The following is a 13,542-nucleotide window of genomic DNA, read 5'->3' as shown; positions in this document are numbered from 1 at the left end:
AAATGAATTTACATTGAGAAAGCGTTGAAAAGGAGAAGTACGTGGCACATGCTCTAAAAGAGAGGACCATCGCCGGCTGAAAGTGGTCTGAGCCTAGGTAAAACGGAAATGCACCTTTGAGCATAAAGCTGAAACATTTAGTAGGCTTTGTCGGTTAATCCCCGTTATAGGATGTTTGAGTGGAAGGTATCGTATTATGCCTTCAATCAGAGTGGAACCGCGCAACTATAGCGCCTCTGTTATTTCTTTAAGTAGAAATGGCTGAGGCGCTTTTTATTTTCAAAAAAACAATAAATGTAGCGGATTATACCAACGCATATCATGACAAAAAAAGGGGGATTTACTTGTGTTTAAAAGAATGAAAGAAGATGTCGCGACAATTTTTGAAAATGACCCAGCCGCGCGTAGTGTGCTTGAAGTTGTATTAACGTATTCAGGGTTACATGCTACGTGGGCGCATCGTATTGCACACTGGTTCTTTAAAAAACGTTTTTATTTTATTGCACGTGTGATTTCGCAGGTGAGTCGTTTCTTCACAGGTATTGAAATTCACCCGGGTGCCAAAATTGGTCGCCGCTTCTTTATTGACCATGGTATGGGTGTAGTCATCGGTGAAACATGTGAAATCGGCGATAATGTCACATTATATCAAGGTGTTACGTTAGGTGGTACAGGGAAAGAAAAAGGGAAACGTCACCCAACGTTAGAGGATAATGTACTTGTGGCAACTGGTGCAAAGGTGCTTGGTTCGATTACAATTGGTGAGAATAGTAAAATTGGGGCTGGTTCGGTTGTGCTAAAAGAAGTACCACCTAATTCTACGGTAGTTGGAATTCCTGGGAAAATCGTTATGAAAGATGGTGTTCGTTTAGAGAAAAAATTAGACCATCAAAATATCCCTGACCCTGTTGAAGAGCGTTGTCAAGGTTTCGAGAAACAGATTGCAGCCTTGCAAGAAGAAATCGGACACTTACAGAAGGAGAGAGAAAAGCAGTGAGTATACAAATTTTTAACACATTAACGAGACAAAAAGAAGCGTTTGTGCCCTTAGAAGAAGGTAAGGTAAAAATGTATGTGTGTGGTCCGACTGTATATAACTATATTCATATCGGGAATTCACGACCTGTCATTGTCTACGATACAGTACGTCGTTACCTGCAATACAAAGGTTTTGACGTCAAATTTGTATCAAATTTTACGGATGTGGACGATAAAATCATTAAAGCTGCAAACGAGTTAGGTGAGGAAGTTCATGAGTTGACAGAGCGTTTTATCGCCGCTTATTTTGAAGATGTTACGGCTCTAGGATGCAAAAAAGCAGATGCGCATCCACGCGTTACAGAGCATATGGATGATATTATTGAATTTATTAAAGTTCTAATCGATAAAGGTTATGCATATGAATCTGCAGGCGATGTATATTACCGTACACGTAAATTTGACGGCTACGGAAAATTATCACACCAAGCAGTAGATGATTTGAAGATTGGCGCTCGTATTGAAGCGGGTGAGAAAAAAGACGATGCACTGGATTTTGCCTTATGGAAAGCGGTGAAGCCTGGTGAGATTTACTGGGCGAGCCCTTGGGGTAATGGTCGTCCTGGTTGGCATATTGAGTGCTCGGTCATGGCGCGCGAGCATTTAGGTGATACAATTGATATTCATGCAGGTGGTCAAGATTTAACATTCCCACACCATGAAAATGAAATTGCCCAATCAGAGGCGCATAACGATAAAACGTTCGCACGTTATTGGATGCACAACGGTTATATTAATATCGATAATGAAAAAATGTCAAAATCTCTTGGGAATTTTGTACTTGTGAACGACATTCGCAAACAAATTGACCCACAAGTGTTACGTTTCTTTATGCTATCAGTTCATTATCGTAACCCAATTAACTTTGCGAAGGACTTAGTGGATGCGGCGGCAGCGGGCTTGGAACGCATTCGCACTGCTTATAATAACGTGAAACATCGTCTAACAGCAACAACGAGTCTAGGTGATCATACCGAAGAGTGGTTAGAAAAAATTGCTGTACAAAAAGCGCAATTTGAAGAAGCGATGGATGATGATTTTAATACAGCAAATGCAGTTTCAGTGCTGTTTGAACTTGCACGTATTGCGAACATTTACTTAAACGGAACGAATACAGATGAGAAAGTATTAACGGCATTTGTAGGAACTTTCGAAGTGCTTGGTGATGTCTTAGGTATTGAATTTGCAAAAGAAGATGAATTGTTAGATGAGGAAATAGAAGCGCTTTTACAGGAGCGTGTAGATGCGCGTAAAAACCGTGATTTCGCTCGTTCTGATGAAATCCGTGACCATTTGCAAGCGCAAGGTATCATTTTAGAAGATACACGCCAAGGCACTAGATGGAAACGAGGGTAAGTGATTTGGATAAACTCCGAAATGAAGATGTAAAACAACTAAATGCTTTAGCGCTTGCTTATATGGGTGATGCGGTTTTAGAACAAAAAGTACGTGAGTATTTACTACGTGCTGGGCGTGTAAAACCGAATACGCTGCATAAAGAAGCGACACACTATGTATCAGCGAAAGCACAGTCTATGATTGTGCATCGTATGATGGATGAGAATTTTCTAACAGAGGAAGAGTTGGCTGTGTTCCGTCGTGGACGCAATGCCAAATCTGGCTCTGTTCCTAAAAATACGGATGTTAGAACGTACCGCAATAGCTCGGGCTTCGAGGCGGTACTTGGAAGTCTGTATTTACTAAATGAGCTTGAGCGTGTATATGAAATTATTGCATATGCTATTCAGATAATCGAGGAATCAAAAGGAGTGTCAAAATAATGGTAGAACAGAATGGTGAAATTATTGCCGGTAAAAACCCAGTGTTAGAAGCGCTTCGTTCAGGCCGCGATATGAATAAAGTATGGATTGCAGAAGGTGTAAAAAAATCAGGTGTCAACGAACTACTTGATCTAGCGCGTGAACGCGGTATTATTGTACAATTTGTTCCGAAAAAAAAGGTCGATCAGCTTTCAGATGCCAATCATCAAGGAATTGTTGCCTCTGTTGCAGCATATAGTTATGCAGAGATAGATGATTTATTCGCAGTAGCGCAAAAAAAACAAGAGGATCCGTTCTTTTTAATTTTAGATGAACTTGAAGACCCTCATAACCTAGGTTCTATTATGCGAACTGCAGATGCGATTGGGGCACACGGCATTATTATTCCAAAGCGCCGTTCTGTCAGTTTGACAGCTGTTGTAGCGAAAGCCTCAACAGGTGCAATTGAACATGTACCTGTTGTGCGCGTTAATAATTTGGCGCAAGTTGTCGATGAATTAAAAGAGCGTGGTGTTTGGATTGCGGGTACAGATGCAAAAGGATCAGCCGATTACCGTAAAATGGACGCAACATTACCACTAGCTATTATTATTGGTAGCGAAGGTAAGGGGATGAGCCGTCTGTTAAAAGAAAAGTGTGATTTCCTCTATCACTTACCAATGGTTGGGCATGTGAATTCGTTGAATGCTTCTGTGGCTGCCGCCCTCTTAATGTACGAAGTGTATCGTAAACGTCAAGAAGCGATCAAATAAGTATGAAGAACATTTTGCTTGTTGATGGCTATAATATGATTGGCGCTTGGAATGAGCTACGTCCGCTGCGTGATTCGAACTTTGAGGACGCGCGTAAACGGTTAATTGAGCTTATGGCTGAGTATAAAGCGGCGATGGGATGGCGTGTCATCGTCGTATTTGATGCACATCTCGCGCCGGGAGTAGAGCAATCTTATATAGAAAATGGTGTAGAAATTATTTATACACGAAAAAATGAGACAGCAGATGAGCGGATTGAAAAGATGACGCATGATTTAAAAAGTAGACAGGTACAAATACATGTAGCAACTTCTGATATGGCAGAGCAAAGTGTGATTTTTGGTAATGGTGCTCTGCGCAAATCAGCAAGAGAACTAGAAATTGATATGGGTATTATTCAACATAAAATTTCGCATGATGTAAAACGAAAACAAGATAGTAAGCCCCCGTCCAGGATTGAGTTAAAGCCAGATGTAGCGATTGCCTTTGAAAAGTGGCGTCGTGATTTAAAGTGAATGATTGACGCATATTTTCCAATTCCGTTATACTGTTCCTAATTATCTGTCGTAGCTGAGGTGATACCATGTTTAAAAATAGTAATGTACGAGCGATACAAGATTTTGAACGATTCAATGATGAAGAACTTATTGAAATGGTGCATCAAGGTAATACAGATGCCTTAGATTTTTTAATTACGAAATATCGCTTGTTGGTTAGAGCAAAAGCAAGGTCGTACTTTTTAATTGGTGCTGATAAGGAAGATATAGTGCAAGAGGGCATGATTGGATTGTATAAAGCGATACGTGACTTTAAAGGGGACAAGCTATCGTCTTTTCGTGCGTTTGCAGAGCTGTGTATTACAAGACAAATTATTACGGCGATTAAGACTGCGACAAGGCAAAAGCATATTCCATTGAATTCATATGTTTCTTTAGATAAGCCAATTTTTGATGAAGAATCCGACCGTACACTTATGGATGTATTAACAGGGGCCATTATGGATGATCCCGAAGAGTTAATGATTCATAGAGAAGAATTTGGTTATTTAGAAGAAAAAATGAGTGAAATTTTAAGCGAACTTGAATTGCAGGTGTTGGCGCTCTATCTAGATGGACAATCTTACCATGAGATTTCAGAAGAATTAAATCGTCATGTGAAATCAATTGATAATGCTTTACAGCGAGTAAAGAGGAAATTAGAGCGTCACTTGGTGTTTGAGGAAATGTCTTAAGCAGTGTTGGCGCTTGTTGACATCGAGAATTTTAGGTGTTAGTCTTTAAAGGACAAACTGCCGAAAAGGTGATTAAATGGCAAAGAAAGTCGCGCTAAGTTGTGAGAAATGTGGCTCGAGAAATTACACACTTCCAGCAAAGGAAGGATCAACTGTACGCCTCGAATTAAAGAAATTTTGCTCACACTGCAATGAACATACAGTGCACAAACAAACGTTATAAATGATTTGTAAATAGAACAGAGATGATTTATTCGGAGGTTAGGCTAGAATGGGAAAGATTAAAAACTTTTTCAGCGATGTAATGTCAGAAATGCGCAAAACAAGCTGGCCAAAAAGTAAAGAACTGACGAAATATACAGTGGTTGTTATTTCAACTGTAGTAATCATGGCTTTATTTTTTGTGTTAGTAGATTTAGGTATTTCGAAATTATTCCGTTGGTATTTAGAGCTGTAATTTAATGAAATGAATGTTAATACTTTTGAAAATAGCCCGTCCATTCTAATAACGGGTTTTTTCGTTTGTTTTATAACGGAAATAGCTGTAAAATATTTTCATTATGATGAGCATCCTACCTTTTAGTAACGTGAATGAAACGTGTTTATTGATGACTGTCCGTTTTGTAGTGGAGAGTCGTTGAGTTTCCTTTCTCGACTATTGGTGAAGGCTATGTTTTTTGTGTAGAAATCCGTGAAAAAGTTAAGATATATATAATTTTGCATATCGATGATGATTTTCACTTTTAATTGTAAGGGAGGGACGGACGAGTAGTCCTATTTATTATGGAGAAAAATTGGTATGTTGTTCATACGTATTCAGGGTATGAGAACCGTGTAAAAGCAAACCTAGAGAAACGTGTTGAGACAATGGGGATGCAAGATAAAATCTTCCGTGTTATCGTTCCAGAACACGAAGAAACAGAAATGAAAGATGGAAAAAAACGTACAATGATGCGTAAAGTTTTCCCTGGTTATGTATTAGTAGAACTAATCATGACAGATGACTCTTGGTATGTTGTGCGTAACACACCGGGTGTAACTGGGTTTATCGGTTCGTCAGGTGGCGGTGCAAAACCTACGCCTCTATTACCTGAAGAAGCGGATCGTTTGTTACAGCAAATGGGCATGACTGAAAAAGTTTATGAGATGGATATTACTGTAGGTGAAGTAGTAGAGGTATTAGAAGGACCATTTGCACACTTCCAAGGACGTGTTGACGAGATTGACACAGAAAAAGGAAAATTGAAAGTAACGGTTGATATGTTCGGTCGCGAAACGAAAATGGAACTAGATTTCGAACAAATCAAAAAACTATAAAAAGATTACTACTTGCCTAACGAAATTAAAAGTGGTATCATTTCATAGGTCAGACCGTCATACTTTTATTTGGCGTCTACAATGATAATTTTAATGTTATCGGCAATTAGCTGACAGACAGATATTGAGTGGGAGGGGCAACCCAATTACCACATCACGGACTTAAGGAGGTGTGTCTCGTGGCTAAAAAAGTTATTAAAGTTGTAAAACTTCAAATTCCTGCTGGTAAAGCAAACCCAGCACCACCGGTTGGTCCTGCATTAGGTCAAGCGGGTGTGAACATCATGGGATTCTGTAAAGAATTCAATGCGCGTACTGCTGATCAAGCTGGTCTTATTATTCCGGTTGAAATTTCAGTATTTGAGGACCGTTCATTCACTTTCATTACGAAAACTCCACCTGCAGCAGTATTACTTAAAGTAGCAGCTGGTATCCAATCTGGATCTGGTGAACCAAACCGTAATAAAGTTGCAACGGTTAAACGTGATAAAGTTCGCGAAATCGCTGAACAAAAAATGCCAGACCTTAACGCTGCTTCAGTTGAAGCTGCTATGTTAATGGTTGAAGGTACTGCACGAAGCATGGGTATTGTTATCGAAGACTAATCCCATTTACTTGATGATGTATTTGTTTTTTGGAAGGTTGCGGAGTTTCTTTGTGAACGCGCAACCTTTATTCGTGGGAGGTAAAATCCGCTATAACCACAATCAAGGAGGAATTTTATAATGGCTAAAAAAGGTAAAAAACTGCAAGATGCAGCAAAATTAATCGACCGTAACTTAGTATACGGTGCACAAGAAGCAATCGAACTTGCTCAAAAAACTAGCACAGTAAACTTCGACGCTACTGTAGAAGTTGCTTTCCGTTTAGGAATCGATACTCGTAAGAACGACCAACAAATCCGTGGAGCAGTAGTACTTCCAAACGGTACTGGTAAAACTCAACGCGTATTAGTATTCGCTAAAGGTGAAAAACTTAAAGAAGCTGAAGCAGCTGGTGCTGATTATGTAGGCGATGCAGAGTACATCCAAAAAATCCAACAAGGTTGGTTTGACTTCGATGTAATCGTAGCAACTCCTGACATGATGGGTGAAGTTGGTAAACTTGGTCGCGTATTAGGACCTAAAGGTTTAATGCCAAACCCTAAAACTGGAACAGTTACTTTCGATGTTACTAAAGCTATCGAAGAGATCAAAGCTGGTAAAGTTGAATACCGTGCTGACAAAGCTGGTATCATCCACGCTCCAATTGGTAAAGTTTCATTCTCTACAGAAAAACTTGTAGAAAACTTCTTAACTGTATTTGACGTTGTTCAAAAAGCAAAACCTGCTGCAGCTAAAGGTACTTACATGAAATCTGTGAATGTTACATCTACAATGGGTCCGGCTGTAAAAATCGATGCTTCTAGCGTAGTAGTAAAATAATATCTTCGATATTTATTCAATCTTTGCTTTTGAGCACGGATGAATAATATTTGATATATAACGGTTGACAGCAATCCGTATCTTTGGTAAGATGGATGCTGTTGTGAATCATCCATTTGTACCGTAGACAGTAGGAGTGACTTGTCACTTAATGATCCTACCGAGGACATCGGAATTCGGATTCTTATTTTAAAGATGATGACTTTCAGCCTCTGTGTCTATATGACCCAGAGGCTTTTCTTTTGTCGGTATAAATGACCCATTCTAATAGGAGGTGTCATCATGAACAAAGCAATCGAAAACAAACAATCACAAGTACAAGAAATCACTGAAAAATTCCAAAATGCTGCTTCTGTAGTAGTTGTGGATTATCGTGGTCTTAATGTTGCACAAGTGACTGAACTTCGTAAGCAACTTCGTGAAGCTGGCGTTGAGTTCAAAGTTTACAAAAACACTTTAACTCGTCGTGCTGCTGAAGCTGCAGGCGTTGAAGGAATCAACGAAGTATTAACTGGTCCTAACGCAGTTGCGTTCTCAACAGAAGATGTTGTAGCTCCTGCTAAAATCATCAACGAGTTCGCTAAGAAAAACGAAGCTTTAGAAATTAAAGCTGGTATTATCGAAGGTACAATCGCATCTGTTGAAGATGTTAAAGCACTTGCAGAACTTCCATCACGCGAAGGTCTTCTTTCAATGCTTTTATCTGTACTTCAAGCTCCAGTGCGCAACTTCGCTCTTGCAACAAAAGCTGTTGCAGAACAAAAAGAAGAACAAGGCGCGTAATTACTTACGTAGCATAACTTCTGCGGCTTGACCGCAAAAAAACAAAAACAATTATCCAATTAGGAGGAAATTATAATGAACAAAGAGCAAATCTTAGAAGCTATCAAAGCTATGACAGTTCTAGAATTAAACGATTTAGTAAAAGCTATCGAAGAAGAATTCGGTGTAACAGCTGCTGCTCCAGTAGCAGTAGTTGCTGGCGGTGCTGCTGCAGCTGAAGAAAAAACTGAATTTGATGTAGTATTAGCTTCTGCTGGTGCAGAAAAAATCAAAGTAATCAAAGCAGTGCGTGAAATCACTGGTTTAGGTCTTAAAGAAGCTAAAGAAGTTGTAGACAACGCTCCTAAAGCTCTTAAAGAAGGCGTTTCTAAAGATGAAGCTGAAGGCATCAAAGCTAAACTTGAAGAAGTTGGCGCATCTGTAGAAGTTAAGTAATTTCTAATTACTTTTATACAAAGGGAAGCTCGTCATTTGTGGCGAGCTTTTTCTTCATTTAAGATAGGGAAGTAAACTTATTTCTGTATCGAGACTTAGGCGTTGCCATGCGTGCAGTTGTTTTTCTTCTTCGGGAAGGTTTGGGGAAGAGAGCCTTAACATACGTTTAGCGTGGATGTATGCTTTAGTTCTTTTCTATATGAGGAGGCGTAAAGGGTGTCAGAACATTATTATTCAAGCAAGCCTCAAACTGAGAGTAAGCCACGTCATTGGACATTCAAGTTGCTTGGGCATACGTTTTCATTTGAAACAGATGCAGGTGTATTTAGTAAAAGCGAAGTAGATTTTGGATCCCGTGTGTTAATTGATACGTTTGAAATGCCTGAAGTTGAAGGTGCGATTTTTGATGTGGGTTGTGGCTATGGACCGATTGGTTTGTCAATTGCCAAAGCAAATCCAGAACGTACTGTTTTTATGATGGATATTAATGAACGAGCGGTTGCACTTTCGCAAAAAAATGCGCAAGTGAACGGTGTTCAAAATGTACGAATATTTGTTAGTGATGGACTATCGAGTGTTGATGATGAAGCGAACGCTGCTGCTATTTTAACCAATCCGCCAATTCGGGCGGGGAAGGAAACAATTTTCCGTTTCTATGATGGCGCATATGAGAAGTTAGTGGCATCGGGAGAGTTATGGGTTGTTATTCAGAAAAAGCAAGGTGCTCCATCAACGGTAAGTTACTTAGAAGAAAAATTTTCAGAAGTCGATGTTGTAGAAAAGAAAAAAGGGTACTGGATAGTACGTGCGAAAAAATAAATGAAATATGTATAAAATATTGACTTGACAAATCGGCTATGATAATATGATACAATGCAAAAATATTATTTTGAGGTCGTATGCCCTTTTGTATATGAATGTTTTTAGTTGGGTATACTTGCCAAGATAAGTTTAGTTAACCGAAAATGAGATCTTTTTGAAGACTCGTTTTCTTTTTGTCTTTCGGAATCATACACTATTTGTGTGGTTTTGCAAAGACCTAATATCGCTTTATTGAGGGGTGAATGAGTTGACAGGTCAACTAGTTCAGTACGGACAACACCGCCAGCGTAGAAGCTTTGCGCGTATTAAAGAGGTGCTTGAGCTTCCAAATCTGATTGAGATTCAAACGGCGTCTTACGAGTGGTTCCTTGAAGAAGGTTTACGTGAAATGTTCCGTGACATTTCGCCGATCGAGGACTTTACAGGTAATCTTTCATTAGAATTCATCGATTATACGTTAGGTGATCCTAAGTATGATGTAGATGAGTGTAAAGAGCGAGATGTAACTTACGCAGCTCCATTACGCGTGAAAGTACGTCTTCATAACAAAGAAACTGACGAAGTGAAAGAACAAGATGTATTCATGGGTGACTTCCCATTAATGACTGAAACAGGAACGTTCATCATCAACGGTGCTGAGCGCGTTATCGTTTCACAATTAGTTCGTTCACCAAGTGTGTATTTCCATGATAAAACTGACAAGAACGGTAAAAAAGGCTTCGGTGCGACAGTAATTCCGAACCGTGGTGCTTGGTTAGAATATGAAACTGACGCGAAGGATGTCGTGTATGTACGTATTGACCGTACACGTAAATTACCAGTAACAGTGTTACTACGCGCTTTAGGTTTCGGTTCAGACCAAGAAATTATCGATATTATCGGTGACAATGAATATTTACGTAATACGTTAGAAAAAGATAACTCTGAAAGCACTGAGAAAGCACTTTTAGAAATCTATGAACGTTTACGTCCAGGTGAGCCACCAACAGTTGAAAGTGCGAAGAGTTTATTATATTCTCGTTTCTTTGATGCGAAACGCTATGATTTAGCGAATGTTGGTCGCTACAAAATGAATAAAAAGCTTCATATTAAAAACCGTTTATTCAACCAAACGATTGCAGAAACGCTTGTAGATCCAGAGACAGGCGAAATTTTAGTAGAAAAAGACACAGTTCTTGATCGTCGTACACTAGACAGAATCTTACCTTACCTAGAGGATACTTCTAAAGGTATTGGTTTCCGCACTTTATCACAAGTTGGTGGTGTACTTGAAGATGATGTAACAATCCAATCTATTAAAATCTATGCACCAAAAGATGAAGCACAAAAAGAAATTAATGTAATCAGTAATGCTTACATTGATGAAGAAGTGAAAAACATTACACCTGCTGACGTTTTATCATCAGTAAGTTACTTCTTCAATCTACTTTACCAAGTAGGAGCAACAGATGACATTGACCACTTAGGTAACCGTCGTCTGCGTTCTGTTGGTGAGTTATTACAAAATCAATTCCGTATCGGTTTATCTCGTATGGAACGTGTAGTGCGTGAACGTATGTCTATTAACGACACAGCTTCTATCGTGCCACAACAATTGATTAACATTCGTCCTGTAATTGCTTCAATTAAAGAGTTCTTCGGTAGCTCTCAATTATCTCAATTCATGGACCAAACAAACCCATTAGCTGAATTGACGCATAAACGTCGTCTATCTGCATTAGGACCTGGTGGTTTAACGCGTGAGCGTGCTGGTTTCGAAGTACGTGACGTTCACTATTCTCACTACGGTCGTATGTGTCCGATTGAAACGCCAGAGGGTCCGAACATCGGTTTAATTAACTCATTATCTTCATTTGCAAAAGTAAATAAATTTGGTTTCATCGAGACACCTTATCGTCGTATCGATCATGAAACTGGTAAAGTTACAGACCAAATTGATTATTTAACAGCTGATGAAGAAGATAACTACTACGTAGCACAAGCGAACTCACTATTAAATCCAGATGGTACATTTACGAAGGATGTAATCGTAGGTCGTTTCCGTGGAGATAATACTGTGTTCAACAAATCGCAAATTGACTACATGGATGTATCTCCTAAACAGGTAGTATCTGCTGCGACAGCTTGTATTCCGTTCTTAGAAAACGATGACTCTAACCGTGCACTTATGGGTGCCAACATGCAACGTCAAGCGGTTCCTCTTTTAAATCCAGAAGCACCATTCGTTGGTACTGGTATGGAACACGTAGATGCGCGTGACTCAGGTGCAGCAGTTATAGCGAAATACGATGGTATCGTAGAGCATGTTGAAGCACGCTCTATCCACGTTCGCCGCATTGAAACTGTTGATGGTAAAGAAGTTAAAGGCGATTTAACGAAATATAAGTTACAGAAATTTATTCGTTCAAACCAAGGTACTTCATACAACCAACGCCCGCTTGTGAATGTTGGCGAACGTGTAAAACCTCGTGATATTTTAGCAGACGGTCCTTCTATGGAACGTGGTGAGCTTGCACTTGGTCGTAACGTACTTGTTGCATTCATGACTTGGGATGGCTATAACTATGAAGATGCTGTAATCATGAGCGAACGCCTTGTAAAAGACGATGTATATACATCTGTTCATATCGAAGAATATGAATCTGAGTCTCGTGATACGAAATTAGGACCTGAAGAAATTACGCGTGATATTCCAAACGTTGGGGAAGATGCACTTCGTAACTTAGACGAACGCGGTATTATCCGTATCGGTGCGGAAGTACGTGACGGTGATATTCTTGTTGGTAAAGTTACGCCTAAAGGGGTTACGGAACTAACAGCTGAAGAACGCCTGTTACACGCAATCTTCGGTGAAAAAGCCCGTGAAGTTCGCGATACATCATTACGTGTGCCTCATGGTGCAGGTGGTATAGTGCTTGATGTTAAAGTATTCAACCGTGAAGATGGCGATGAATTACCACCAGGTGTTAACCAATTAGTTCGTGCTTATATTGTCCAAAAACGTAAAATTCGCGTTGGGGACAAAATGGCCGGACGACATGGTAACAAAGGTGTTATCTCTCGTATTTTACCGGAAGAGGATATGCCATACATGCCAGATGGTACTCCTGTTGATATCATGTTAAATCCACTTGGCGTACCTTCTCGTATGAATATCGGACAAGTTTTAGAGCTACACTTAGGTATGGCTTCTCGTTATTTAGGTATTCATATGGCAACACCAGTATTCGATGGTGCCAATGAAGAAGACGTTTGGGAGACAATGGAAGAAGCAGGGATGAACCGTGACGGTAAAACAATCCTGTATGATGGACGTTCAGGTGAGCCATTCGATAACCGTGTATCAGTTGGGATCATGTACATGATCAAACTTGCCCACATGGTTGACGATAAACTTCATGCACGTTCAACTGGTCCTTACTCACTTGTTACACAACAACCACTGGGCGGTAAAGCACAGTTCGGTGGACAACGTTTCGGTGAGATGGAAGTATGGGCACTTGAAGCATATGGTGCTGCATACACTCTTCAAGAAATCTTAACAGTAAAATCCGATGACGTGGTAGGTCGTGTGAAAACATACGAAGCCATCGTTAAAGGTGAAAGTGTACCAGAGCCAGGCGTTCCAGAATCATTCAAAGTATTGATTAAAGAACTTCAATCTCTAGGTATGGATGTAAAAATGTTAACAATCAATGATGAAGAAGTAGAGCTTCGTGATTTAGACGAAGAAGAAGATCTTCAGCCAGCTGATGCTCTTAACATTGCACCAAATGTAGATAAAGAAGAAGAGCCAGTAGAGTCATTTGAATAATTAATTTCAAATCAGTCGGGCAGGATTTAATGCCCTGTCCGACTTTTTCTTTTTTAATGAATAACTATTTTAATCTTTTGTCAAAGAAGTACATTTTTTGCAAACGATTGTCGAGCTGCGTAAAAGAGTCTTTTTAAAGACCTAT

Annotated in this window: 15 protein-coding genes and 2 other annotated features; all 15 genes read left to right on the top strand. The window is 39.6% G+C overall.

The features are described 5' to 3' along the window. Window positions 1-15 precede the first annotated feature (15 nt). Window positions 16-241, top strand: a binding site (T-box leader). Between the two features lie 105 nt (window positions 242-346). The 15 genes from epsC to rpoB all read left to right on the top strand — a co-directional run bounded on the left by epsC (window position 347) and on the right by rpoB (window position 13,397). Then, window positions 347-997 (top strand): serine O-acetyltransferase EpsC, encoded by a 651-nt coding sequence (epsC, locus tag ACIQZG_RS17335; RefSeq protein ID WP_402756723.1) that lies wholly within the window; start codon window positions 347-349, stop codon window positions 995-997. After that, the gene (gene cysS, locus ACIQZG_RS17330) at window positions 994-2,394 is read left to right on the top strand and encodes a cysteine--tRNA ligase (RefSeq protein WP_402756722.1); all 1,401 of its coding nucleotides are present in this window, start codon (window positions 994-996) and stop codon (window positions 2,392-2,394) included. The genes epsC and cysS overlap by 4 nt, the downstream gene beginning before the upstream one ends. Before the next feature lie 5 nt (window positions 2,395-2,399). Then, the gene (locus ACIQZG_RS17325; protein WP_483869792.1) at window positions 2,400-2,819 is read left to right on the top strand and encodes a Mini-ribonuclease 3; all 420 of its coding nucleotides are present in this window, start codon (window positions 2,400-2,402) and stop codon (window positions 2,817-2,819) included. Beyond that, window positions 2,819-3,571 (top strand): 23S rRNA (guanosine(2251)-2'-O)-methyltransferase RlmB, encoded by a 753-nt coding sequence (gene rlmB, locus ACIQZG_RS17320; RefSeq protein WP_402756720.1) that lies wholly within the window; start codon window positions 2,819-2,821, stop codon window positions 3,569-3,571. Before ACIQZG_RS17325 ends, rlmB begins: the two co-directional genes overlap by 1 nt. 2 nt (window positions 3,572-3,573) lie before the next feature. After that, complete coding sequence (locus ACIQZG_RS17315; protein ID WP_402756719.1) at window positions 3,574-4,086, top strand: NYN domain-containing protein; 513 nt, start codon at window positions 3,574-3,576, stop codon at window positions 4,084-4,086. A 68-nt stretch (window positions 4,087-4,154) separates the two neighbouring features. Further along, window positions 4,155-4,802, top strand: a complete 648-nt coding sequence (sigH, locus tag ACIQZG_RS17310) for an RNA polymerase sporulation sigma factor SigH (RefSeq protein WP_402756718.1) — start codon at window positions 4,155-4,157, stop codon at window positions 4,800-4,802. A gap of 76 nt (window positions 4,803-4,878) precedes the next feature. Further along, window positions 4,879-5,025 (top strand): 50S ribosomal protein L33, encoded by a 147-nt coding sequence (gene rpmG / locus ACIQZG_RS17305; protein WP_402756717.1) that lies wholly within the window; start codon window positions 4,879-4,881, stop codon window positions 5,023-5,025. Between the two features lie 48 nt (window positions 5,026-5,073). After that, on the top strand, window positions 5,074-5,259 hold the full coding sequence (gene secE, locus ACIQZG_RS17300) for a preprotein translocase subunit SecE (RefSeq protein WP_402756716.1): 186 nt from the start codon (window positions 5,074-5,076) through the stop codon (window positions 5,257-5,259). Between the two features lie 326 nt (window positions 5,260-5,585). Continuing rightward, window positions 5,586-6,119 (top strand): transcription termination/antitermination protein NusG, encoded by a 534-nt coding sequence (gene nusG, locus ACIQZG_RS17295; RefSeq protein ID WP_402756715.1) that lies wholly within the window; start codon window positions 5,586-5,588, stop codon window positions 6,117-6,119. A gap of 179 nt (window positions 6,120-6,298) precedes the next feature. Beyond that, complete coding sequence (rplK, locus tag ACIQZG_RS17290) at window positions 6,299-6,724, top strand: 50S ribosomal protein L11 (protein ID WP_188227259.1); 426 nt, start codon at window positions 6,299-6,301, stop codon at window positions 6,722-6,724. 120 nt (window positions 6,725-6,844) lie between these two features. Next, a complete protein-coding gene (gene rplA / locus ACIQZG_RS17285; RefSeq protein WP_402756714.1) occupies window positions 6,845-7,543 on the top strand; it encodes a 50S ribosomal protein L1 in 699 nt (232 codons plus the stop codon). A 103-nt stretch (window positions 7,544-7,646) separates the two neighbouring features. Next, window positions 7,647-7,793: a sequence feature (ribosomal protein L10 leader region), on the top strand. A 32-nt stretch (window positions 7,794-7,825) separates the two neighbouring features. Further along, window positions 7,826-8,326: a 50S ribosomal protein L10 gene (rplJ, locus tag ACIQZG_RS17280; RefSeq protein WP_402756713.1), complete on the top strand. Its 501-nt coding sequence runs from the start codon at window positions 7,826-7,828 to the stop codon at window positions 8,324-8,326. 75 nt (window positions 8,327-8,401) lie between these two features. Continuing rightward, window positions 8,402-8,761, top strand: coding sequence for a 50S ribosomal protein L7/L12 (gene rplL / locus ACIQZG_RS17275; RefSeq protein ID WP_402756712.1), 360 nt, complete (start codon window positions 8,402-8,404; stop codon window positions 8,759-8,761). Window positions 8,762-8,977: 216 nt separating this feature from the next. Continuing rightward, window positions 8,978-9,580, top strand: a complete 603-nt coding sequence (locus ACIQZG_RS17270) for a class I SAM-dependent methyltransferase (RefSeq protein ID WP_402756711.1) — start codon at window positions 8,978-8,980, stop codon at window positions 9,578-9,580. Between the two features lie 241 nt (window positions 9,581-9,821). Beyond that, window positions 9,822-13,397 (top strand): DNA-directed RNA polymerase subunit beta, encoded by a 3,576-nt coding sequence (gene rpoB, locus ACIQZG_RS17265; RefSeq protein WP_402756710.1) that lies wholly within the window; start codon window positions 9,822-9,824, stop codon window positions 13,395-13,397. The last annotated feature ends 145 nt before the right edge of the window (window positions 13,398-13,542 follow it).

This window comes from Lysinibacillus sp. NPDC096418 (assembly GCF_044762775.1).
Taxonomy (GTDB): domain Bacteria; phylum Bacillota; class Bacilli; order Bacillales_A; family Planococcaceae; genus Lysinibacillus.
This window is presented reverse-complemented; position numbering and strand designations above follow the sequence as displayed.

What these genes read in the sequence shown, in the direction of transcription:
- rlmB (WP_402756720.1), top strand. Translation starts at nt 2,819, where the DNA reads ATGGTAGAACAGAATGGTGAAATTATTGCCGGTAAAAACCCAGTGTTA.
- ACIQZG_RS17315 (WP_402756719.1), top strand. Translation starts at nt 3,574, where the DNA reads ATGAAGAACATTTTGCTTGTTGATGGCTATAATATGATTGGCGCTTGG.
- sigH (WP_402756718.1), top strand. Translation starts at nt 4,155, where the DNA reads ATGTTTAAAAATAGTAATGTACGAGCGATACAAGATTTTGAACGATTC.
- rpmG (WP_402756717.1), top strand. Translation starts at nt 4,879, where the DNA reads ATGGCAAAGAAAGTCGCGCTAAGTTGTGAGAAATGTGGCTCGAGAAAT.
- secE (WP_402756716.1), top strand. Translation starts at nt 5,074, where the DNA reads ATGGGAAAGATTAAAAACTTTTTCAGCGATGTAATGTCAGAAATGCGC.
- nusG (WP_402756715.1), top strand. Translation starts at nt 5,586, where the DNA reads ATGGAGAAAAATTGGTATGTTGTTCATACGTATTCAGGGTATGAGAAC.
- rplA (WP_402756714.1), top strand. Translation starts at nt 6,845, where the DNA reads ATGGCTAAAAAAGGTAAAAAACTGCAAGATGCAGCAAAATTAATCGAC.
- rplJ (WP_402756713.1), top strand. Translation starts at nt 7,826, where the DNA reads ATGAACAAAGCAATCGAAAACAAACAATCACAAGTACAAGAAATCACT.
- rplL (WP_402756712.1), top strand. Translation starts at nt 8,402, where the DNA reads ATGAACAAAGAGCAAATCTTAGAAGCTATCAAAGCTATGACAGTTCTA.